We start from the raw sequence: 22901 nt of genomic DNA on the forward strand, positions 1-22901 counted from the left end.
TTTAGCCCTTTTCGAGGAATCGCCCATGTTTAAAGTCAACGAGTACTTCGACGGCACCGTCAAGTCGATCGCCTTTGGCACCGCTGAAGGTCCGGCGACCATCGGCGTCATGGCTCCGGGCGAATATGAATTCGGCACCAGCCAGCGTGAAATCATGCACGTGGTGTCCGGCGCCCTGACCGTCAAGCTGCCGGACAGCAGCGACTGGGAAACCTTCGCCGCCGGCAGCCAGTTCAATGTACCTGCCAACAGCAAGTTCCAGCTGAAAGTGGCCGTCGACACCGCTTACCTGTGCGAATACCGCGGCTAAAACCCTGGGTTTTCACGGAAAAAAAATGCCCGTGTCTTTGGACACGGGCATTTTCTATTCAGGCTCTTTATTCCAGGATCGTCACTGGCATACCGACTTCAAGCCGGCCATTGCTGTCATTGACCAGATTCTGGCCGAACATCGCGCCATCGGCCTCGGCACGGTACTTCTGCAAGGTGGCCAAGGGTTCGCGATCTTCGCTGCGAACGCCGGTTTGCGGGTCGATAGTGGTCAGGATGCAGCGCGAACAAGACTTGACCACCCGAAACTCGACATCGCCGATGCGAATGCGCTTCCAGCCATCCTCGGCATAAGCATCGCTGCCTTCGATCACCAGGTTCGGTCGAAAGCGCAGCATTTCCAGCGGTCGGCCGACCCGTTGCGACAGATCCTCCAGCGAGGCCTGGCCGATCAGCAACAGGGGGAAGCCATCGGCGAACGCCACCTGATCATCGTCCTTGCCGTAGCCAGCCTGGGTAGTCCGCGCCCGATCCAGTGGCACTTGCACCAGGCGCGTCGGCTTGCCGATGAATTCACTGACCCAGGCACCCGCTGCATCGCCGGCATCCGGCACGCGCAAGGTGTCGCGCCAGATGGTCACGCCGCGCAGTTCGGCGTCGCTGCCGGGCAACGCGATATCGATTGGTGAGAGACCGGGTGCATCAAGGGTCAAGCCACCCTCGGCATTCCACAACGCCGACAGCTGGCTCATCTGCGCCACCGCCCGCTGGGTCAGGAAGCGTCCGCTGGCCTCGTCCACCAGCATCCAGCGTCGATCCCCGTCCAGCCCCAGCTTGTCGAGACCGACCTGCTGCAAGGCCTCACCCTTGCCGGATTTCAACGGATAACGATAAAGCGCGCTCAGACGCAGCATGGCCAGCTCCCTGGTGGGTAAAAAACGCCACCCTATACGAGCTTGATCGCTGAATCAAAGTGCAGACACCACTAACCCACAGACTGGCTTTGGCTTTGGCTTTTGATCTTGATCTTGATCCACCCGCCCCTTCGGCAGGCTGAGCGCAGGCGTTCATCCGGGGATGGGCGCGCAGCGCCGTTCGACGCAGTCGAACCCATTGCATGTAGGTGCAGCGAAGCCAACCGGAGGGCAATGCCCCCGGATGAATGCCGGAGCGAAGGAACCCCGAGCCTTGGCGAGGGGCCGGACGCCGGGGCGAGACCTTTGGTTCCTTTGGGCTGGGCCGGCACTCCGGCGTTTGCCAAAGGGACTCGCCGTAAGGGCGAAACCGCCAGCAGCCGTTACCGCAGATACGGATATGTACACCATCCAAAACTCCAGTCGCCTGAAACAAAGCCTTCGCGAGCAGGCTCGCTCCCACAAGGGATTGGGTACATCCGCCAGAGTCAGATTGGCTGTCAAGCCGCCTTCGCGAGCAAGCCCGCTCCCACAGGGGACCGCTTACATCCGCCAAAATCAGGTCGGCTGTCAGGCCCGCTCCCACAAAAGCTGTGTCGTGATCAGGCAGGCACTTCGTCCAGCATCAAGCGCTGGCGCACCACGTCGACCAGTTTGTCCGGCTGGAACTTGGAGAGGAAGTTGTCGCAGCCGACCTTCTTGACCATCGAATCGTTGAAACTGCCGGACAAGGACGTGTGCAGCACCACATACAAGCTACGCAGACGCGGGTCGTTGCGGATTTCCGTGGTCAGGCGATAGCCATCCATCTCCGGCATTTCCGCGTCGGTGAACACCATCAACAGCTTGTCGGTCATGTTGACGCCCGTGTCGGCCCAAGCCTTGAGCATGTTCAATGCCTTCAGACCATCACTGGCAATGTGCATTTTCACCCCCAACTGACCCAGGGTGTCACGCAACTGCGCCAAAGCCACATTGGAGTCATCCACCAACAGCACTTCACGACCGCGGGCACGCTCGAGCACCGGGTCGTTGAGTTTGTCGCGGGACACCTTGGCGTTGTAAGGAACGATTTCAGCCAGCACTTTTTCCACGTCGATGATTTCCACCAACTGGTCGTCGACCTTGCTGATGGCAGTCAAGTAGTGCTGGCGACCGGCACTGGTCGGCGGCGGCAGAATCGCTTCCCAGTTCATGTTGACGATCCGGTCCACACCACCGACCAGGAACGCCTGCACGGAACGGTTGTACTCGGTGACGATGATCGTACTGTTCGGACCCGGCACCAGCGGACGCATGCCGATCGCCTGGGACAGGTCAATCACCGGCAGGGTCTGGCCACGCAGGTTGACCACGCCGCAAACGAACGGGTGGCGCTGCGGCATCAGGGTCAATTTCGGCAGTTGCAGCACTTCCTGCACTTTGAACACGTTGATTGCGAACAATTGCCGCCCGGCGAGCCGGAACATGAGAATTTCCAGGCGATTCTCACCCACCAGTTGCGTACGTTGGTCTACCGTATCGAGAATGCCAGCCATCAATGACTCCTGGGCTTGTACTGATGAATTCACTAATAGAGGGTTATCGGCTGTTTTTGCCAGACCTTGACCCCTTGCAAAATGCCTCGCTCAAACATTGATGTCACATTAACATCATGCTTTACTGGCGTTGTGATTTCATCTGCTACATTCTCTTCGGCGCGACCATTGTTTTCGCAAGAGGTTCCGCTGCATAAGGGATTCCCCTAGCAACAATCAGGCACAACCTGATATTCGCGATATCCAATAGCCATTAATGTGACGCCATTCTCATTGCATGAATGGAGTCAGGCTTTTGTGTGCGATCGCAGGTCAGTGGCCATCCACCCTCTCAAGTAGTTCCCCAGCCTTGTTTCAAGCCGGGCGGAACGCGATCTCACGACGAAACGTTTACGTCGGGACGCCCATCGTCCTCGTCGACACACACGACATCCCCTCATTAGTCATGACGTTGTGGAGATAAGCATGTCGAACAATCGCAAAGAGTGGGCAAAGCGGGTCCCGGAATTTCTCGTCGAAGCCGAATCACTTCTGGCCAAGACCGAAGAGTGCCTGAGTCATCTGCAATTGATCAGCAATGACAAGGACGCCATCGACTGCATGCTCAGCACCCTCCTCAAGTTGGCGAGCAAAGCGGATGCCCTCGCACTGGCGGCCGTTTCGGAGTTTTCGCTGCACATTCATGGCTTGCTCAACCACGCGCAGAATCACATGGAACTGCATGACGAAGCCCTGAGTGCGCTGAAAGACTGCCTGACACTGATCGCCTGGCAACTTGAATTGATCGACCAGAACACAGGCCAACTCAGTCTCGATGAAACCGAGCAGGCGACCCTGATCGAAGCGTTTGCCTTTCAGGTCGGCCAGAGTCATTTTCAACCCCCGGTCAATTCCAAACCGTTCTCGCTTGTTCCCTACCTGGAACGGCAGGCCTAGATTCACGGAATCATGCCGCGCACCCTATTTTATTGCCAGATTCAGCAATAAACTTGAAGGTGCTCATGTCGCAATTGAATGCAGCATATCCACTAACGACAACTTCAAATAATCAAACTATTTCCTCAGGCAATTGACTGCCTGAGTTACCTGGGGTTTTGCCTGGTACTAAACGACAAAAACCCTTGGACATTCGACCCTTCTCCGACAATGACAACCACACTTCCCCCACTGTGGAACTCACGCCGGAATGCCTTGCATCCTGACTCCCTGGACATATATCGCATACGCGACCAACGGTATCTTAAGTGGTATTATGCCGCCCATTAGTTGACGTCAATTAATGGCAAGATGACTGCCGCGGCTACAGCCCGAACAAGTTTCAGGCTGGATTTCTTATACAGAAACTATGCGCCGCCGAAGTCGATGTACAACATTACAAAACAGAGACCTGTCAGCCAGCATGACCGGTCTGCCCGCAGCGAACATCCATTGGCTCCATCCGCTATGTACGCCAGCCTCAAGTCAATCGCCACCTGGCCACCTTCCCGAGAAAACGCACGTCGGTTCACGCTTTTGTTGTGTGCCGGCTCCACACTCGGCAGCCTGCTGACCTATTGCTTTTCCATTCCCCTGCCGCTCGGCCTGCTGCTGCTCAACATTGCGGCCCTGAGCTGTGTCTGGGTGCAATATCGCCTGTCGCGTAAATCGATCAAGTTTCAACCACAGGAACTGGCCGATCGCTTGCTCGAGGTCCAGGAAAACGAACGCCATCGGCTCAGTCGGGAACTGCATGACGACATCGGCCAGTTGCTGACCGCCGCCAAACTTCAAAGCGACTGGCTCAAACGTCGAATGCCGGAAGAACTTCAGGCGCAATGTTCTGTACTGTGCGACACCCTGGAAGAAACCCTCGCCAAAGTCCGCGACGTATCGGCCATCCTCAATCCCAGGCAGTTGACCAGCCTCGGACTGGAAGCCAGCCTGCGCGCACATCTGCTCAAGACGCTGGCCAATACCTCCGTGCACTGGAGCCTGGAGTGCCACCAACGTCTGACAGGGATTCCGGAAGAAATGGCCGTGGCGGCCTATCGCATCACCCAGGAAGCGGTCACCAACATACTGCGGCACGCCCAGGCAAAGAATCTGCTGGTCTGCCTGCAACGTTTGCCACAGGGCCTGTCACTATCGATCAGTGACGATGGTCAGGGTTTTGCACCCGCCACAGACCCGGGTCGCGAGGGACAACGCGGCATGGCCGGGATGTCCGAGCGAATCAATCAACTGGGCGGCACACTGACCGTGACCAGCGAACCGGGCAAAGGCACCCAAATTGAAGCTCTCTTCCCCTGGGCGCCTCGCGCGCTCGAACGGGCCAGTACGAATAAGGTTATGCATTGACTTGTAACTTACTTCTGGTGGATGACCACTCGCTGATCAGGGCTGGCGTGCGCGCCCTGGTGCTGGATCTTCCTGGCTACGCAGTGATCGGCGAGGCCAATGACGGCTCGCAGTTGCTCGCCATGGTCGAGCATCTGTCCCCGGATATCGTACTGCTGGATATTTCCATGAAGCAGACCGGTGGCCTTGAAGCCTTGCAGCAACTCAAGCGGGTCCGCCCGCAGAGCAAGGTACTGATCCTGTCGATGCACACCGACCCCGCCCTCATCATGCAGGCGCTGGAATCCGGGGCTCATGGCTATCTGCTCAAGGACACCACGGCGACCGAACTGGCACATGCCCTGGAAGCCTTGCGTAACAACGAGCGCTATCTGAGCCCGGCCATTGCCCATACCGTCATCACTCAGGCGCTGACCCGTAACCAGCCCCCACCCGACCCCGCGGGCTCGCACAACCTGACGGCCCGTCAGCTGGAAATCCTGCGGCTGATTGTTCGCGGAAAGTCCACCCGGGAAATCGCCAACGGCCTGGGCCTGAGCGTCAAGACGGTCGAAACCCATCGTTCGCAGATCATGAAGCGATTGCAAATCTATGATGTGGCCGGCCTGGTGTTGTTTGCCGTGCGCGAGCAGATCATCAGTCTGGACGATTGACAGACTCCGTCGCACTCAACAGCGGCGAACCTTCAGGCAAATGCACAAGCAGTGCCGCCGGCCGCGTCGAGAACCGCAGGCTGTCTCCCTCCAGCGGTTCGCCATCAAGGTTGATATAGAGGCCTTCGGATGCCTTGATCTCGACCCATGGCAAGCGGGCCCGTACGAACATGTTGTCGATGCCAAAGCCATCGGTCAGCAGAATCTTCAAGGTGCCGACCACTTCCTGAGGGGCCGGCAAAATGCTGATATCGAGCAAACCGTCGTCAGCCAGTGCCTGCGGGCATAACACATGGCCGCCACCCGCCTGCCGGCCATTACCGATCCCCAGAGCCAACACATCGCCACTCCAGTGAAAATCCGGCCCCTGCAATTCGCCGTAGGCCGCATGCAACTCGCTGAAGCGTGACAAGCCAGTGAACAGATACGCTGCGCCGCCGAGGACCTTTTTCAACTCCTCGGAGGTATTGGCCGTGACCTGGCTGCCAAAACCGCCCGTGGCCATGTTCAGGAACACTTGTCCGCCCACCTCCCCCAGATCAATGGCGCTCGGCTTCACGTCCAATAAGTCCAGGGCTGGGGCAGGTTCCAGAGGAACACCGGCGGCGCGCGCGAAATCGTTGGCGGTCCCCAGCGGCATCAGCACCAGACTGGCCTGTGTCGAGTGCGCTGCCATGGCTTCGGCAATATCACGCAAAGTGCCGTCACCGCCGCCGGCAATGATCTGCGTGTAGCCTGCCGCCAGCGCCTCATCCACCAGTCGCTGCGCGTCGCCAGCCTCCCATGTCAACCGAACGGCCAGCTCCCAGCCTTGCTCGCGCCGACCTTCGACGGCAGCACGAACCTCTTCGTTGAGCGCCTGCTTGCCATGCAGAATCAACAGCGCCTTGCGTTCGCTCATGTGTTGTCACTCCAAATTTGAATGGCGTATGGGAAATGTTGACCGCGTCATGCCCCCTAAAAGTCGCAAGATTTTGATTTTTTTGCTGTGGAGCAGTCTTGAGCCCTGCACGACGGGATTTTTCTTACAAAACGTGAGGAATCGGCTCAATTGACCGCTAAGTGTGATTGGTCCACTTTGGTGTCCAGATTTTTCAGTCATCAGCAGGACAATCACAGGGATGTGCCATGCAACGCCATGACCTCAGGCGGCCAGTGATTGCGGGCGGATCACCCGCAGAAAAACCGGCCAATCAACAGAAGACTGAATTCAATATCAGCGAAAAACCCAATGGAGAAGTCGATATGGAACCCCGTGTCGTTGAGCTGGAAAAACACCTCAAGTGCATCCGCAGGGATATGGAAGAAGCTCGCAGTGACGTCAGTGCCATCAAACACCGGCTTGCCTATTCCGCAGGCGGCACGATTGTGGTGCTCAGCCTGCTCGGCTGGATCGCCAATAGCCGTTTCGACCAACTCGTGACATTGCTCCTGGCTCATTGAACTGTCCTGCACGCTGAACCCGGTCAGCTCAACCGGGATTGCGTGGCAAGACAGACAACGGTCAGCCCAGCACTTCACTCAGCGGAATGAAATGGACGGAGTCACCGGCAACCAGCGTGCGATTTTCCAGCACTTCAACCAATCCATCGGCCCAGGCGGCACTGCGTAACACACCGGAACTCTGATTTTTGTAAATGATGGCCCGGCCGTTTTCCAGGCGACCGCGCAAATATTCACGTCGATTACCGGCAGTAGGCCAATCAAACCCAGCCGGCACTTGCACCTTCAGCGGCTCGACTTTTTTGACGCCCTGACGACGCAAAAGATAAGGCCTGGCCAACAAGGCAAAGGTCACCAGGGTCGATGCAGGATTGCCGGGCAAGCCAATGACCGGTACACCGCGAAAATGCCCGAATGTCAGCGGCTTTCCTGGTTTGATGGCGAGCTTCCACAGACTCAGCTCCCCCTCTTCACGCAAGGCGATGCCCAGAAAATCTGCCTCACCCACCGATACGCCACCGGTAGAGAGGATCAGATCCACATTCTTCAATTCGCCAAGTCGCGCACGGGTGGTAGCCAGATCATCCGGAAGAATGCCGGCGTCGATCACTTCACAGCCCAAACGCTGCAACCAGCTGCAGAGCAAAACTCGATTGCTGTTATAGATCTGCCCCGGCCCAAGCGCCTGCCCCGGTTCAATCAACTCGTCCCCGGTCGAAAGCACGGCAACACGCACCTTGCGTATCACGTCCAGCTCCGCGCAACCGAGCGAGGCAGCCAGACCTTGCTCGATCGGCCCCAACCGCGTACCGGCCGGCAAAACCAGCTCGCCGACCGTGGTTTCCTGGCCTAGTGGGCGGATGTTTTGTCCGAGGGTCAGGGTTTGGGTGAAACGCACTCGCTCATCCGCCTGGACTTCGGCGTTTTCCTGCATCTCGACACAATCGGCGCCGGCGGGAACAGGCGCCCCGGTGAAGATGCGTGCACAGGTGCCCGGCTTCAAGGCGTCAGGTGCCTGACCGGCAAAGATCTTCTGGCTGACGACCAAGGGCTCTCCGGTCCAATCGGCCATGCGCAGGGCGTAACCGTCCATGGCACTGTTGGGCCACGGCGGAAGATCCAGCGTCGACAGCAGATCATCGGCCAGTACACGCCCCTGGACCTGCGCCAACGCCAAGCGCTCATGCTCGACAATTCTTGTGGCGTCCGCCATTTCCAGCAGACGGGCCAGTGCCACCTCGACCGGCATCAGGCTGCCGGTCTTGCCCGGCTTACCCACGGGATTCACAGGGAGCCGCCTGTTTCAGATGAGTCACGAAATTGCAGGGGCGATGCCGCGAATCCAGCTGCTCGCCAAGAATGCCGTCCCAACCGGTGCGTACGGCATTGGTCGAACCCGGCAAACAGCAGACCAGCGTGCCATTGGCCAATCCCGCCAGGGCGCGTGATTGCACGGTCGATGTGCCTATGTCCGCCACCGAAATCTGCCGGAACAGCTCACCAAATCCATCGACTTGTTTGTCGAGCAGGCAACTCACCGCTTCCGGCGTGCTATCGCGACCGGTGAAACCGGTGCCGCCGGTGATCAACACCACCTGCACGACATCGTCGGCAATCCAGTTGGCAACTTGCGCGCGAATTTTGTAGAGGTCATCTTTGAGCAATACCCGGCAAGCCAGGTTATGGCCGGCAGCCGTCAAGCGGTCGACGAAGACCTGGCCTGAGGTATCGGTTTCCAGGGTACGGGTGTCGCTGACTGTCAGCACCGCGATGTTGAGGGGTGCGAAAGGTACATCAGCCTTGGCTTTCATAGGCTCGTCCAGTTGTAGGAGAAACAGCCCGGTGTTATATCACAGCGCCCCATTTTCTCGCCGCCCCCATGGAGAACTGCCATGACCTCGAAACCGGTTTTGCCGCCCTGTTCCATTCTCCTCCTGGCCGGTGGACGCGGCCAACGTATGGGCGGTCAGGATAAAGGGCTGCTGGAGTGGCATGGCGAGCCGCTGATTGCACATTTGCATCGCAAGACGCGCCCGCTGAGCGATGACCTGATCATCTCCTGCAACCGCAATCCGGAAAAATACGCACGTTATGCCGACCAACTGGTACATGACGACGAAGGCGATTTTCCGGGGCCACTGGCGGGCATTCGAGCGGGCCTTAAAGCAGCTCGTCATACGCATCTGTTGGTCCTGCCTTGCGATGTACCGCGCATCGACGAGGCCCTGCTCGCCAGCATGCGCGAAGCCGCCAGCCGACACCCTGACAAACCATTGATGCTGCGCCATGACGACCATTGGGAACCGTTACTGTGCGTGATCCCCGTGGCACTTCGCAGTGAGTTCGAAAGTGCCTGGAGCGACGGTGAGCGCAGTCCCGGGCGACTCATGCGCAAGCTGGGCGCTACTGCGCTACAGTGTCCTGACAACGATCCGCGCCTGGCCAACCTCAACACCCCGGAACTGTTAAGCACGCATAACACTGTGTCAGACTGACAGTACCCGAGGAACTTGCACGTGTCGTACACGTCTGAAGCTCAGCAACCAAAAGAATTCAATTTCGGAGACACACCCATGACTCAACGGACCCTGGCCACTTTCATGCTCGCACTGGGCCTCGCTACCCTCGCCGGTTGCGCATCGCCTACAGTGATCACCTTGAATGACGGTCGCGAAATCCAGGCCGTCGACACGCCAAACTATGACAAGGATTCGGGCTTCTACGAATTCGAGCAACTGGATGGCAAACAGACCCGCATCAACAAGGATCAGGTTCGCACCGTTAAAGAGTTGTAATCTTCGCGGCGACTACCGGATACAAAAATGCCCCGACTTGTCGGGGCATTTGCATTTCTGACACTGTCACTTATGGGCTCGGCTCTTTTGCAAGCTTGTCCACGCGGGTCAATGCTTGCGTGGCGTCGGTAATACATTTTTTATCGTCGTTCGCAGCGTTGGCCGCTTCCGCGCTGGCCTGCATCCGCTTGACTTCCATGGTGGTGTTTTCGGACGTTGCCGGCAGGGTGGTCACCTTGTCCCTGAGCTCCTGAAGCTTGATCGTGCAAAGGTCGTGTTCCCCTGCAGCAAATACCGGAGAGGCCAGCATTGCAGCGCAAATGAACATTCCAGCGAAAACGGTACGTTTCATGGGTATCTCCTTGCATGGAAGGTCTCGGAACCGCCGAACGATCTGACTGCTGTGCCGAGGTCTTTGAACGCCACGTTCGTGGGGCCTGTTCAAATGACTGCAAACCTGGCCATAAATTCGATTTTTCCCCACCCTGCACTGAATGGGGCGCTACCCCTCTCAATCACCATTGCAGGGTAATCGTGCTCTCGAACTCCCGTTCCTGCCCCGTTACCGGATCGACAAACTTCAGCCCTTGGGCCAACAACTTCAATGGATTGGCGTAGTCATCTTCCACATCCTTGAGTACCCGAGGATAAAACGGGTCGTTGCAGATGCTCGCGCCCAGCGCGGCCATGTGTACCCGCAGCTGATGTTTCTTGCCGGTTACCGGGTAAAGCCCGTAACGCCAGAGATCACCATTCTTCTCCCTGACCTCGATAGCCGTTTCGGTATTAGGGGTGCCCGGCCCTTCCTGCATGCGGAAGAAAGGCTCGCCATCGATGAGTCGGCTTTTATGGACCAACGGGAACGAGTGCTCAGGCAACGCATGGGCAATGGCCTCATAGCGCTTTTCGATCTGCCGCGTAGGGAACAGCGATTGATAAGCCGAGCGACTCTGGGGATTGGCTGAAAACAACACCAATCCCCCCGTATGCCGGTCAATGCGATGCAATGGCACCAGGTGCGGATTGTCCAGACGCCGGATCAGCCGTCTCAGCAAGGTCTGTTCAACGTATTCACCCGCCGGTGTCACGGGGAGAAAATGCGGCTTGTCCGCCACCACCAGATGCTCGTCCGCGTACAGGATCGACTCGACCACCGGGATCGGCTTTTCGTCCGGCACTTCCCGGAAATAGTGAATACGCAGGCCTTCCTTGTAAGGCAGACCAAGGGCGATCGGCACACCTTGCCCGTCAAGGACCCGGCCCCGGGCGATTCGGTCCAGCCATTGTTCCGGGCCTATGGCGCTGAAGTGCTCGCACAAGCAATCGTAAACGGTCTGCCACGAGCCAGGCGGCAAGTAGAGTGTACTGGCCTGGTTATGTGCAGCGGAAAAAGATGAACTGGACATACGAAAGCTCTAACCCTCAATACAGAGCAGCATTATCCAACAGCACCGTGAACGAACCTAGCGGAGAATCCTCAGGCCGGTATCGGCTTGCGCGCCGCCGCTTCGGTGTATTCCTTCAGCCAGCGCAGCACATCGACCGCCTCCCAGCGACCCGGGTCATACAGGGCATACAACAAACCCTGATAGCCCACGACGTCCAGTTGTCGGTGATAGCCAGCTCGCTGGAACAACGCTTCGATTTCAGCGAAACAGGTGTTGAAATGCAGCTTGTTGAAAGGCGTTTTCCCTTCCGTTACCAACCCATCCAGACGCAATTCGAGGACAGCCTCGCGTACCACGTCAACCGACATCCGGTTCACGCTGCTCTTCAATTGTTCGACATTGACCACGATTCATCCCTCTCACGCCCGGACCCGCCTGCCCACCCCCTGAATCAGGGACGGCAGCGCAGCAATCCGAATAACTGTATGCGCATACAGTATCCGAATCACCGCATCTAAGCCAAGGGGATCAATCGCAAAGTTCGACCGGCGGAACCCCGCCCTCACCAAAACCCGTTAACGCAGGAAAGCCACTACCTCGTCGGACCCGAAGGGCCAGCCCAGTTCAGCCCCCGTATCCACCCGACGCAACACCGGAATACGCAGGCTGTAAGACTTGAACCATGTTTCGTCGTCAGCGATGTCCACCAGTTCCACCAGCAGACCGCGCTCGACAAATTCCATCAGCATGGCTTCGGCGACTTCACAGAGATGGCACCCCAGGGTGCCGAATAGCTGACATTCAGGAAGCATGAGCGCTCAACCACAAAATTTGAGTGACTATTCTAGGCCCGCTCCGAAAAACCGTCGAGCGTCCGGGTGCGCCAGGGTCGCCAATGATTAATCAACGACAGACCCGACTCAGTCCTGGCTGACAGCACCGATCTTGTGCACCGACAAGTCCGCTCCGTAATACTCTTCTTCCTGGCTCAGCCGCAGACCATGGAACGCCTTGATCGCGCCGTACACTGCAAAGCCGCCGACCAATGCCACGACCACGCCCAGTGCCGTGCCGATCAACTGACTGATCAGGCTCACCCCGCCCAGACCGCCCAGTGCGCCCTGCCCGAAGATGCCACAGGCAATTCCGCCCCACACACCACACAGACCGTGCAACGGCCAGACCCCCAGCACATCGTCGATGCGCCATTTGACCTGGGCGGCGGTAAAGCACCAGACAAACAGCGCCCCGGCAATCGCCCCTGTCACCAGCGCGCCCACGGGGTGCATCAGATCAGAGCCGGCACAGATCGCCACCAGCCCGGCCAGCGGGCCGTTGTGCAGAAAGCCCGGGTCATTGCGGCCGACAATCAGGGCCGCCACCGTACCACCGACCATGGCCATCAGCGAGTTCACCGCCACCAGCCCGCTGACCCCTTGCAGGGTTTGCGCGCTCATCACGTTGAAGCCGAACCAGCCGACGATCAGGATCCACGAACCCAGCGCCAGAAACGGAATACTCGACGGCGCGAACGCCACCAGGCGGCCTTCGCGATAGCGACCATTGCGCGGCCCGAGCAGCAACACTGCTGCCAGCGCCAGCCAACCGCCCATGGCGTGGACCACCACGGAGCCGGCAAAATCATGGAAACCGGCGCCAAAGCTTTCCAGCAACCAGGCTTGCAAACCCAGGTTGCCGTTCCAGATCATGCCTTCGAAGAAGGGATAGATGAACGCCACGATCAGTGCCGTCGCGCACAGTTGCGGAACGAATCGCGCACGCTCGGCGATGCCGCCGGAAATGATCGCCGGGATCGCCGCGGCAAAGGTCAGCAAAAAGAAAAACTTCACCAACCCGTACCCGTGATCAGCATTGATCACCGCTGCCGGTTGCATGAAGGTGACCCCGTAGGAGATCCAATAGCCTATAAAGAAGTAGGCCAGGGTCGAAACGGCGAAGTCACTGAGGATTTTCGACAACGCATTGACCTGGTTTTTTTGCCTGACCGTACCGACTTCAAGAAAGGCAAAACCGGCATGCATGGCCAGAACCATGACCGCACCGATCAGAATGAACAACGTGTTGGAGCTATGGACCAGACTGTCCACAGCGCTTTGCAGATTTTCCATGGATTAGGCAGACCTTAAGGCTGAAAAAGGCACCAAAGCAGTTCGCGCGAGCTATCCATGCACCAAGTTGTGACGCCTCGCGTTGAGAGCGCCATGTCCAATGAACCGCTTTGGCGCACAAAATTCGTCAAAGCTGATCACGACCAGGACTGTTGCTCGGGTTTTGATTGTTTGAGTCAGGGTTTCGGGTAAATCATGCCCGGCAACAGCGCATCGGCGCAGGCTGGCGCACCACGACACAGCAAAAGTTGTACCAGTCATTTGTACTGAACCTTCACATAAGGCTCATACTCGAACGTTTCAGACGCCACTATGGAGATCACCAATGGCCAGTACCAAGGCAAAGACTGCTCAAGAAATCCTGATGAACGATTTTCAGACACTGGTCAGCGACACCGAGCGGTTGCTGGAACACACCGCTTCCCTGGCCGGTGACCAGGCCGATGAGTTGCGCGACCAGATCCACGACAGTCTCCTGCGAGCACGGGAAACCTTGAAGCTGACCGAGGACTCGCTGCGCGAACGCAGCAAGGCTGCTGTCACCGCTACCGAGGACTATGTCCAGGCCAACCCATGGCAATCGGTCGGCATCGCCGCCGGCATTGGTTTTCTTATCGGCCTGCTGGCAACCCGGCGCTGATCATGGCAATCGACGAACTCGGCGCGTCCACGACGGGCGCAAGTTCCTCATCGCGGCGACTGGGTGCCGCCGTGCTTGGATTACTGCACAGCCATGTCGAGCTGTTCGGCATCGAATTGCAGGAACAAAAGGCCCGCACCGTCAGCCTGTTGCTGTTCGCTGGCCTGGCACTGGTGTTCGCCCTGCTGTTGCTGGTGGGATTGTCGACATTGGTGCTGATCCTGTTTTGGGATACCTATCGCCTGGCGGCCATCATCGGCCTTTGTGTGTTCTACACCCTCGCGGCAATCTTCTGCGGCATACGCCTGAGAGCGGCCATTTTCGATGAGTCCTCGCCCTTCCACGGCACTCTGGAAGAGCTGGCCAATGACCGGGAGCGCTTGTTGCCATGAACCTGCCTGAACTACCTCGAAACAGTTCGCGCACGGAAATGCGCAAGGCGCTGATCCGCCTGCGCATGGAAATGCACCGCCAGGAAATCCGCCACGAATCGTCGCAACTGCTGCAACCCTTGCAGCGTGTCCGCGGGATGACGCAAAACCTGCAAGACGGCTTTGGTATCAAGCATGCTCCACTCTGGGGCGTGGCGGCGGTGACCCTGTTGGGTTTTCTGACCGGCAAGGGAGCGAAAAGCGGCGGTGTGGGCAGCCTGACCAAGCTGGTCCAACTCGGTACCACCTTGGGGCCGCTGATCAAACTGGTGATGCAAGGTTCTTCGCGCAAGCGCTGAGCTGTCATTTCTGGCTACATTCTTGCAATACCACGGGATGAACCTCTTTATCGAGGGGTTCAACCCTGCGTGCCTACCCGGTCACCAGGCTTTATCCAAAAACAAGATCGACAAGGAGGCCTTGTGATCGACGGGCAACCGCTCGCCTGCTTTCAGCCGTTCATCGATACCGCCACCGGGCGTATCGCAGGTGTCGAAGCACTGGGTCGACTGCGTCAGTCCGATGGTCAATTGGCATCGGTAGGGCCGCTGTTCGCCGACCCTCGAACCAACGCCATTGCCCTGCGCCACCTGGATCGTCAGCTGCGCGACAACGCCTTGAGCCGACTGCATGAGGCACCCCACGACTGGTTTCTCAGCCTGAACATTTCTCCGCGATGGATCAGCCGCTTGCGCCCGGACCAACCCCTGCCGAGCCTCAAGCAATTGAGCAGACATGATGTTGACCCACAGCGAATCGTTTTCGAAATCACTGAACTGGGTGGCAATATTCAGCGCCTGGCCCAGGTAGTGGCTCGCTACCGCTCAGCTGGCGCGCGGATCGCCATTGATGACTTTGGTGCCGGATACTCACAGCTCGATCGCGTGCTGGCGCTGCAACCGGACATCCTCAAACTCGACATGCGTTTATTCCAGGCGGCAGCACTGGGTGGACCCAGTAGCGATGTGGTCAAGGCCCTGGCGCAAATGGCAGAGAGGAGCGGTTGCTGGATCATCGCCGAAGGGGTGGAAACCGATGCCCAGCTAAATTTTGCACTGGAATGCGGTTCACGCTACGTGCAGGGTTTTCTGTTCGCCGGGGCGCAAGAAGATTTCTTTGCCACCAACGCCTTTGTCGAGCGCTTCGCACAACTGCGTCAGCGTTATGTTCAGCAGAAACTGGCCGAACGCGGACGTCTGATGATCATGCGCCAGCAACTCAGTGAGCTGATGACAATCCTGCAGGCCTGGGCCCAGGCCCGCGCTCCGATCAGTGCCTTGCCGCAACCGGACGCCTTTCCGTGGCTATTGCGCTTCTATCAATGCGACCGTCACGGTACGCAATTGACGCCAAACCTGGAATGGCGCCACAACGGCTGGGTCACCGACCATCGTTACCTGGGGCACAACTGGTCCTGGCGACCGTACTTCTATCAGCTGCTGGCGGAGGGCTGGGATGAACGGCGATTGACCCTTTCCAACACGTATCGCGATGCCACGAGCAATCAGTACTGCCTCACCGCCGGGCAGTTTTTTGACGATGGCGAACGGTTGCTGTTGATTGATATCGATGCGGTTGGGCTTTAGGGTAGTGCTGTTGATTGGGTGATGGCGGGTTACCTGGAGCAAAACCAAAGCGAGGCGGCCTGATAGCCGACCTGACTTTCGCGGTCGCACCCAATCCCCCGTGGGAGCGAGCCTGCTCGCGAAGGACGTTAACGATAACGCGCCCTGTCTGAATGGACGCGTTGTCCGGGCGTTTTTCGCGAGCGAGCTCGCTCCCACATTGATTAATCCCGCAAAGGCCAATAACCCCGAGCCCTCCAGCACGACCTGGAAACCAAATGAGAATCCCCCTGGTACCCCTTGCAGGTCCCCGCGCGAACCGGGAAGCTAGAGCCTCAAGTCACCCGACGGAGAGTACCCGCCTTGGATTGGCACACCCTGCTTACTCGCGAACGCCTCGGAAAGCCTCTGCACAGCCCGCAAGAACTCGGCCGCAGTCCTTTCCACAAAGACCATGACCGCATCATTTTCTCGGGGGCGTTTCGTCGTCTCGGGCGCAAGACACAGGTGCATCCGGTCTCCAGCAACGACCATATCCACACGCGATTGACCCACTCGCTGGAAGTCAGTTGCGTCGGCCGTTCGCTGGGCATGCGCGTCGGTGAAACCATCCGCGGCGCCCTGCCTGACTGGTGCGAACCCAGCGACCTGGGCATGGTGGTGCAATCGGCCTGTCTGGCCCATGACATCGGCAATCCTCCCTTCGGTCACTCTGGCGAAGATGCGATTCGTCATTGGTTCCAGCAAGCCGCCGGTCGTGGCTGGCTCGACGCAATGAGCGAAGCCGAACGCAACGATTTTCTCAACTTCGAAGGCAATGCCCAGGGCTTTCGGGTATTGACCCAGCTGGAGTATCACCAATTCGATGGTGGCACGCGGCTGACCTACGCCACTCTTGGTACTTATCTGAAATACCCGTGGACGGCCAAACATGCCGACTCGCTGGGGTACAAGAAACATAAATTCGGCTGCTACCTGAGCGAACTGCCGTTGCTGGAACAGATCGCCCAGAAACTCGGCCTGCCGCAACTCGAAGAACAGCGCTGGGCGCGCCACCCGTTGGTGTACCTGATGGAGGCCGCCGACGACATCTGCTACGCGCTGATCGACCTCGAGGACGGTCTGGAAATGGCGCTGTTGGAATATGCAGAGGTCGAGTCCTTGCTGCTGGATCTGGTAGGCGACGATCTGCCGGAAACCTATCGGCAACTCGGCCCGGGGGATTCTCGTCGACGCAAACTGGCCATCCTGCGTGGCAAGGCCATTGAGCACCTGACCAATGCTGCAGCCCGCGCCTTTGTCGAACAGCAAGACACCTTGCTGGCCGGTACGCTGCCCGGCGATCTGGTGGAACACATGCACGGCCCGGCCAAACGTTGCGTCCTGAATGCAAAAGACATGGCACGCAAAAAAATCTTCCAGGACAAGCGCAAGACCCTGCACGAAATCGGCGCCTATACCACATTGGAAATTTTGCTCAACGCCTTCTGTGGCGCAGCGCTCGAACAACACAACGGTCGCACGCCCTCCTTCAAGAGCCGACGGGTTCTCGATCTGCTGGGCAATAATGCACCTGATCCCCACGCCCCGCTGCACACGTCATTTCTGCGAATGATCGATTTCATCGCCGGTATGACGGACAGCTACGCCAGCGACATGGCGCTGGAGATGACGGGGCGCTCAAGTCACTGACGAGTGCTGTTGACCGGCCATCTCACCGCCCGTGATGGCCGTTCAGCCCCCCGTCAAAAGCAAGTGCATTCAACACCCGCTGAATCCCCCTACAGATAATGTCGAGCGAACTGATCGATTACCCGGCATTGACACGAAACAATCACGTCTACTTTGCTCAAATAAAAGAAGCGTGAATAATATGATCAAAGACAATCTGCGCATATTGCTGGTGGAAGATCATCCATTTCAGCTCAGGGCTACTCAATACCTGCTTGAGAGTTACGGTTTTACCCGGTTGACCACGACTGACTGTGCCCAGGGCGCCTTGCAGCAAATGCTGGATGCCGAACAACCTTTTGATATTCTTTTGTGCGATCAATGTCTGCCCGATATCTCCGGCATTGAACTGGTCAGGTTCGCCAGTCGTCGCGGCATGATCAAACAAGCGATCCTTTTAAGCAGCCTGACACAGGATGAACTGGATGGACTTGAAAACATGGCAAACATTCATGATCTTCCACTGCTCGGTTATCTGGTCAAGCCGTTGAAACAAACCGAATTCATACAACTATTGACTTCAGCGCCTTTGAAAAACCACAGCAAAAATCGAGTTTAAATTCAACAGCAAGCTCAAAAATCACCTCACCAATAATCCAACAGAACAAAAACAACTTTCGTCCTTCCTTATAAAAATCCTAGTTGATGCGTAAGCCTATTCTTTTTCGCTTGTAGGAACATTCCTATATTGCTGCTACAGGTACGTCAGTTCATACGTCACATCCACTATCTGAGCTAAGGTTCGCCCTTTATTTCAGTTCGCATGGGATTTTGTTATGAACTCCGTTTTTATTGTCGACGATCACCCTGTCATCCGACTTGCCGTTCGCATGCTGCTTGAACACGAAGGCTATAAAGTCGTCGGTGAAACTGACAACGGGGTCGATGCCATGCAGATGGTTCGCGAGTGCATGCCTGACCTGGTCATTCTTGACATCAGCATTCCCAAACTCGATGGCCTGGAAGTGCTGGCCCGTTTCAACGCAATGAGTACCCCCTTGAAAACGTTAGTGCTCACCGCGCAGTGCCCGACACTTTTTGGTATTCGTTGCATGCAATCCGGTGCTTCGGGATATGTCTGCAAGCAGGAGGACCTCAGCGAACTGGTCAGCGCCATCAAGGCAGTATTGTCGGGTTACAACTACTTCCCGAGCGAGGCACTGAATCCGATGCGCGGTGACGAGGCACGTTGCGCCGAGCTGGAACTGTTCAAGTCTGTCAACGACCGGGAACTGATGGTATTGCAACTTTTTGCACAAGGTCGCACTAACAAGGAAATTGCCAAGGGCATGTTTCTGAGCAACAAGACTGTCAGCACTTATAAAAAACGTCTCATGCAAAAACTCAAGGCCAAGTCTCTGGTTGAACTCATCGAAATGGCAAAACGCAACGCATTGGTGTGAGAAGCAGGATGCCCAGTCGCTTGATGGACTTTTTGATACTGACGGCCGTGGGTATTGGCCTGAGTACTTCATTGCTCGCGGCACCGAGCAGCGATAACTACGCCTTGCTGAGCCGCTCGACCGCCGGGCAACTGGAAATCCAGCTGGCCCCCTCACAAGAGCAGTGGCTCAAGAGCAAACAGGAACTGATCCTTGGCACCTCAGCGCCGGATTATCCGCCCTTCGACCTGACCCTCAGCGGCCACGACTATGAAGGTTTCACCGCCGACTATGCGGGAATCCTCGGCAAAGTCACCGGTTTACCCATCAGGGTTCAGCGCTTTGCATCCCGGGGGGACGCCATTGAAGCGCTTGAAAACGGTGAGGTCGATCTGCTCGGCAGTGCCAACGGTTTCGAAGCGCACAATGCCAAAATCGTACTGTCCATGCCCTACGCCGTCGATCAACCGGTCCTGGTGACCCGCGAAGGCGAAACAAGATCCCTGACCGATGGCCTTGCCGGCATGCGCCTGAGCATGGTGTATCACTACTTGCCGCTGGAGGAGGTCAAGGCCTTGTATCCCAAGGCAATCATCACGTCCTACCCCTCTTACCAGAATGCAATCAATGCCGTCGCCTTCGACCAGGCTGACGTGTTTCTCGGCGATACCATCTCCACCCACTACATGATCAACAAGGGGTACCTGAACAACATCCGCATGGCCAACTTCGGCAAACACGAAGCTCACGGTTTCAGCTTCGCGGTGCGCCAGAACAATCCTGAACTGCTTGGCATCATCAATTCCATGCTAATGGCCATCCCCACCAGCGTGCGAGAAAACATTGCCAAACGCTGGAGTGCCGGCAGTGACATCTTGCTCACCGATCACAAACTGGAGCTCAGCTACAACGAGGAACGCTGGCTGGCGCAACATCCGGTGGTACGCGTGGTGGTCAACGAGGCGTTCGCGCCGCTGACATTTTTCGACAGCGCCGGCAACTTTCGGGGTGTTGCCGCCGATCTACTCGAACTGATCAGATTGCGCACCGGTTTACGCTTTGATATCCAGCGCAGCCGCAGCGATAGCGAAATGATCCAGCGGATCCAGAACGGCGAGGCCGACCTGATTGCTGCACTGCTACCCAGCGCCCAACGGGAGACCCTGCTGAATTTCAGCCGTCCTTATCTGCAAAACTCCTATGTCCTGCTGACGCGCAAGGCTGCGGACAGCCCCGGCAACCTGACGCAGTTGCAGGGCAAAAGCCTGGCCATCGCCCAAGGTCATCCACTGATGGCTTATCTGCGCAGCGAGTTCCCACACATAAAGCTCATCGAAACCCCTGACACTTTCAGTGCCGTGGAAATGCTCGCCGAGGGGCAGGTAGAGGGAACGGTGAACTCACTGGTGATTGCCAACTACTTCATTTCATCGCGACTGTTCGAACATATCCTGCAGATCAGTACCACCATCGGGACCGAGCAGGCAGCCTTTTCCCTGGCGACCAATCGTGAGGCCGATGAGCTCCATGACATCCTCAACAAGGCACTACTGAGTATTGCGCCGGAGGAGCTGGGCATCATCAACAGCCGCTGGCGGGGCTATTCGGCGTCCTCGCAAAGCACCTGGCGCAACTATCACCGGCTGTTCTACCAAATTGTCATCGGTGCCAGCGTTTTGTTACTGATCTCCGTAGCCTGGAACGCCTACATGCGGCGCCAGATCAATCAACGCAAGGCTGCCGAACGCGCATTGAACGACCAATTCGAATTCATGCGCTCGCTGGTCAACGGCACGCCTCACCCGATTTACGTGCGTGATCGTCAGGGCTTGCTGCAAAGCTGCAATGACAGTTACCTGCAAGCGTTCAACGCCAGACGCGAAGACGTCATCGGCAAAAGCGTCATTCACGGTACCTTGAGCAATGCCTTCGAGGCCAGGGAATATCAAGCCGACTACCAGCGTGTCGTGGCTGAGGGCAGGCCGTTGATTGTCGACCGCCCCCTGCATATCGGCGGCCGTCGATTGACGATCTATCACTGGATTCTTCCCTACCGCGACTCAAGCGGTGAAGTGCAAGGCATCATCGGTGGCTGGATCGACATCAGCGAACGCCGGCAACTGTTCGATGACCTGCGTTGCGCCAAAGAGCGCGCCGATGAAGCCAACCGGGCCAAGAGCACGTTTCTGGCCACAATGAGCCATGAGATCCGCACACCGATGAATGCGGTCATCGGCATGCTCGAACTGACGCTCAAGCGAATTGAACACAACCACCCTGACCGCCCGGCCATCGATGTGGCGTACAACTCGGCGAAGGATCTGCTGGAACTGATCGGCGACATACTCGACATCGCGCGCATTGAATCCGGGCACTTGAGCCTGAGCCCGGAACGCGTCGACCCGCGGGAAATCGTCGCGTCGGTGGTACGGATCTTCGACGGCCTGGCCCGGCAGAAAGCGCTCGAACTCATACTGGATTTCAGCCCCGTCAATCCGCCCGTCGATGTCCTGCTGGACCCGCTGCGCTTCAAGCAGGTGCTGTCCAATCTGGTCAGCAATGCCATCAAGTTTACCGAGCAGGGTCAGGTGAGGATTGCCGTCGAGCTGCGTCCGACGGCCAGGCCCGATCAGGTGCAGATGCAGTTGCGGGTCGAGGACACCGGCACCGGGATAAGCTTCGATGATCAACAACGCCTGTTCGAACCCTTCGCCCAGGCCGATATCGCCGGGCAGACGGCTCGCGGCGGTGCCGGGCTCGGCCTGGTGATCAGCCGCAACCTGTGCGAATTGATGGGCGGCAGCCTGCAATTGAGCAGTCGGCCAGGTGTCGGTACGCAAGTACAGATGTCACTGCTTCTGCCGACACTGCCAGATAAATGCCGGGTGGAAAAAACTGAAACACAGATCCGCGCCGCGAAAGCCCCATTGAACGTTCTGGTGGTCGATGATCATGCGGCCAATCGCTTGCTCATGTGCCAGCAATTGGAGTTCCTGGGTCATCGATTCAGCGTCGCGGCAGAGGGTCAGGCTGGACTCGAAGCGTGGAAAGCCGAAGTGTTCGATCTGGTGATTGCCGATTGCAACATGCCGGTCATGAATGGATACGAGTTGGCCCGCGCCATTCGCCGACATGAAAAACAGACTCGACAGCCGCCCTGCACGGTCCTCGGCTTCACCGCCAACGCACAACCGGAAGAAGTAGAACGATGCAAGCAGGCCGGGATGGATGACTGCCTGTTCAAGCCCCTGACCCTGACCGCATTGAGCCAATGGGTGGAAGGCGTAGCGCCGACTGCCCTGTCACCAGCCTTCAACCTGGAAGGGCTGCAGCAATTGACCGGTGGCAACCCGGTATTGAACCAGCGCCTGTTGACTGAATTGCTCAACAGCAACCGGCTGGACCGCCAGGCATTGCTGGCGCTCTGCGGTTCCACAGACCCACAGGCCTTTATCGACATCGCCCACAAAATCAAGGGGGCCGCCCGGATCGCCCAGGCCGCTCGATTGATCGACAGTTGCGAGGCGCTCGAAACCATCTGCCGCGACACCTTCCACCCCGACAAAGTGGCCGAATGTTGCTCGGCAGTGGAGAGCGCCTTGCTGGAATTGGACCGGGCATTGCTGCAACAGATCGGGCACGACGACGAAAGCAGAATGACAGAGGCTTAACTATGCTTGGACGC

The 22901-nt window shown here is 57.6% G+C and carries 25 protein-coding genes; 15 read left to right on the forward strand and 10 right to left on the reverse strand.

Annotated elements, in window-relative coordinates; genetic code table 11:
• Positions 1 to 25: 25 nt before the first annotated feature.
• Complete coding sequence (locus CKW21_RS26020) at positions 26 to 310, forward strand: pyrimidine/purine nucleoside phosphorylase (protein ID WP_007940055.1); 285 nt, start codon at positions 26 to 28, stop codon at positions 308 to 310.
• 67 nt (positions 311 to 377) lie between these two features.
• Here the strand turns inward: CKW21_RS26020 and CKW21_RS26025 are convergent, their stop codons facing one another.
• Positions 378 to 1184: an MOSC domain-containing protein gene (locus tag CKW21_RS26025; RefSeq protein WP_095196740.1), complete on the reverse strand. Its 807-nt coding sequence runs from the start codon at positions 1182 to 1184 to the stop codon at positions 378 to 380.
• A gap of 602 nt (positions 1185 to 1786) precedes the next feature.
• Positions 1787 to 2722 carry a chemotaxis protein CheV gene (locus CKW21_RS26030; RefSeq protein ID WP_095196741.1) on the reverse strand — a complete coding sequence of 312 codons (936 nt, stop codon included), beginning with the start codon at positions 2720 to 2722 and terminating at the stop codon, positions 1787 to 1789.
• Between the two features lie 465 nt (positions 2723 to 3187).
• On the opposite strand from CKW21_RS26030, the gene CKW21_RS26035 reads away from it, so the two are divergent.
• The 3 genes from CKW21_RS26035 to CKW21_RS26045 all read left to right on the forward strand — a co-directional run bounded on the left by CKW21_RS26035 (position 3188) and on the right by CKW21_RS26045 (position 5712).
• On the forward strand, positions 3188 to 3658 hold the full coding sequence (locus tag CKW21_RS26035; RefSeq protein ID WP_095196742.1) for a hypothetical protein: 471 nt from the start codon (positions 3188 to 3190) through the stop codon (positions 3656 to 3658).
• Positions 3659 to 4165: 507 nt separating this feature from the next.
• Complete coding sequence (locus tag CKW21_RS26040; RefSeq protein ID WP_095196743.1) at positions 4166 to 5059, forward strand: sensor histidine kinase; 894 nt, start codon at positions 4166 to 4168, stop codon at positions 5057 to 5059.
• On the forward strand, positions 5056 to 5712 hold the full coding sequence (locus CKW21_RS26045; RefSeq protein WP_095196744.1) for a response regulator transcription factor: 657 nt from the start codon (positions 5056 to 5058) through the stop codon (positions 5710 to 5712). Before CKW21_RS26040 ends, CKW21_RS26045 begins: the two co-directional genes overlap by 4 nt.
• Here CKW21_RS26045 and yegS read toward each other — a convergent pair.
• The gene (yegS, locus tag CKW21_RS26050; RefSeq protein ID WP_095196745.1) at positions 5696 to 6613 is read right to left on the reverse strand and encodes a lipid kinase YegS; all 918 of its coding nucleotides are present in this window, start codon (positions 6611 to 6613) and stop codon (positions 5696 to 5698) included. The genes CKW21_RS26045 and yegS overlap by 17 nt on opposite strands.
• 227 nt (positions 6614 to 6840) lie before the next feature.
• Here yegS and CKW21_RS31565 point away from each other — a divergent pair, with 227 nt between their 5' ends.
• Positions 6841 to 7155, forward strand: a complete 315-nt coding sequence (locus tag CKW21_RS31565; RefSeq protein ID WP_170948732.1) for a hypothetical protein — start codon at positions 6841 to 6843, stop codon at positions 7153 to 7155.
• 61 nt (positions 7156 to 7216) lie between these two features.
• Here the strand turns inward: CKW21_RS31565 and glp are convergent, their stop codons facing one another.
• Both glp and moaB read right to left on the reverse strand, forming a co-directional pair.
• A complete protein-coding gene (glp, locus tag CKW21_RS26060; RefSeq protein ID WP_170948738.1) occupies positions 7217 to 8404 on the reverse strand; it encodes a gephyrin-like molybdotransferase Glp in 1188 nt (395 codons plus the stop codon).
• Positions 8405 to 8426: 22 nt separating this feature from the next.
• The gene (gene moaB / locus CKW21_RS26065; RefSeq protein ID WP_020796825.1) at positions 8427 to 8966 is read right to left on the reverse strand and encodes a molybdenum cofactor biosynthesis protein B; all 540 of its coding nucleotides are present in this window, start codon (positions 8964 to 8966) and stop codon (positions 8427 to 8429) included.
• Between the two features lie 81 nt (positions 8967 to 9047).
• Between moaB and mobA the strand changes: the two genes are divergently transcribed.
• Together mobA and CKW21_RS26075 are read left to right on the forward strand one after the other, a co-directional pair.
• Positions 9048 to 9650 carry a molybdenum cofactor guanylyltransferase MobA gene (mobA, locus tag CKW21_RS26070; protein WP_095196747.1) on the forward strand — a complete coding sequence of 201 codons (603 nt, stop codon included), beginning with the start codon at positions 9048 to 9050 and terminating at the stop codon, positions 9648 to 9650.
• Positions 9651 to 9728: 78 nt separating this feature from the next.
• Entirely contained in the window at positions 9729 to 9950 is a 222-nt protein-coding gene (locus tag CKW21_RS26075; protein ID WP_008055112.1) for a YgdI/YgdR family lipoprotein, read from the forward strand.
• Positions 9951 to 10020: 70 nt separating this feature from the next.
• On the opposite strand, the gene CKW21_RS26080 is transcribed toward CKW21_RS26075, so the two are convergent.
• The 5 genes from CKW21_RS26080 to CKW21_RS26100 all read right to left on the reverse strand — a co-directional run bounded on the left by CKW21_RS26080 (position 10021) and on the right by CKW21_RS26100 (position 13467).
• Positions 10021 to 10302 (reverse strand): hypothetical protein, encoded by a 282-nt coding sequence (locus tag CKW21_RS26080; protein ID WP_095196748.1) that lies wholly within the window; start codon positions 10300 to 10302, stop codon positions 10021 to 10023.
• 163 nt (positions 10303 to 10465) lie between these two features.
• The gene (locus CKW21_RS26085; protein WP_095196749.1) at positions 10466 to 11356 is read right to left on the reverse strand and encodes a pseudouridine synthase; all 891 of its coding nucleotides are present in this window, start codon (positions 11354 to 11356) and stop codon (positions 10466 to 10468) included.
• Between the two features lie 71 nt (positions 11357 to 11427).
• Complete coding sequence (locus CKW21_RS26090; protein WP_095196750.1) at positions 11428 to 11745, reverse strand: transcriptional regulator; 318 nt, start codon at positions 11743 to 11745, stop codon at positions 11428 to 11430.
• Positions 11746 to 11913: 168 nt separating this feature from the next.
• Positions 11914 to 12150 (reverse strand): glutaredoxin family protein, encoded by a 237-nt coding sequence (locus CKW21_RS26095; protein ID WP_095196751.1) that lies wholly within the window; start codon positions 12148 to 12150, stop codon positions 11914 to 11916.
• A 108-nt stretch (positions 12151 to 12258) separates the two neighbouring features.
• The gene (locus tag CKW21_RS26100) at positions 12259 to 13467 is read right to left on the reverse strand and encodes an ammonium transporter (RefSeq protein WP_095196752.1); all 1209 of its coding nucleotides are present in this window, start codon (positions 13465 to 13467) and stop codon (positions 12259 to 12261) included.
• 325 nt (positions 13468 to 13792) lie between these two features.
• Between CKW21_RS26100 and CKW21_RS26105 the strand changes: the two genes are divergently transcribed.
• From CKW21_RS26105 to CKW21_RS26140, 8 genes are all read left to right on the forward strand, one after another.
• Entirely contained in the window at positions 13793 to 14107 is a 315-nt protein-coding gene (locus tag CKW21_RS26105) for a YqjD family protein (protein WP_095196753.1), read from the forward strand.
• 2 nt (positions 14108 to 14109) lie between these two features.
• Positions 14110 to 14499, forward strand: coding sequence for a phage holin family protein (locus tag CKW21_RS26110; protein ID WP_095196754.1), 390 nt, complete (start codon positions 14110 to 14112; stop codon positions 14497 to 14499).
• Positions 14496 to 14837, forward strand: a complete 342-nt coding sequence (locus CKW21_RS26115; protein ID WP_095196755.1) for a hypothetical protein — start codon at positions 14496 to 14498, stop codon at positions 14835 to 14837. Before CKW21_RS26110 ends, CKW21_RS26115 begins: the two co-directional genes overlap by 4 nt.
• Before the next feature lie 123 nt (positions 14838 to 14960).
• Positions 14961 to 16124 (forward strand): EAL domain-containing protein, encoded by a 1164-nt coding sequence (locus CKW21_RS26120; RefSeq protein ID WP_095196756.1) that lies wholly within the window; start codon positions 14961 to 14963, stop codon positions 16122 to 16124.
• 342 nt (positions 16125 to 16466) lie between these two features.
• Positions 16467 to 17795, forward strand: a complete 1329-nt coding sequence (locus CKW21_RS26125; RefSeq protein WP_095196757.1) for a deoxyguanosinetriphosphate triphosphohydrolase — start codon at positions 16467 to 16469, stop codon at positions 17793 to 17795.
• A 181-nt stretch (positions 17796 to 17976) separates the two neighbouring features.
• Entirely contained in the window at positions 17977 to 18393 is a 417-nt protein-coding gene (locus tag CKW21_RS26130; RefSeq protein ID WP_095196758.1) for a response regulator, read from the forward strand.
• A gap of 217 nt (positions 18394 to 18610) precedes the next feature.
• Complete coding sequence (locus CKW21_RS26135) at positions 18611 to 19237, forward strand: response regulator transcription factor (protein WP_095196759.1); 627 nt, start codon at positions 18611 to 18613, stop codon at positions 19235 to 19237.
• 8 nt (positions 19238 to 19245) lie between these two features.
• Complete coding sequence (locus tag CKW21_RS26140; protein ID WP_095196760.1) at positions 19246 to 22887, forward strand: transporter substrate-binding domain-containing protein; 3642 nt, start codon at positions 19246 to 19248, stop codon at positions 22885 to 22887.
• Positions 22888 to 22901: the final 14 nt, after the last annotated feature.

This window comes from Pseudomonas sp. Irchel 3A7 (genome assembly GCF_900187565.1).
GTDB lineage: Bacteria > Pseudomonadota > Gammaproteobacteria > Pseudomonadales > Pseudomonadaceae > Aquipseudomonas.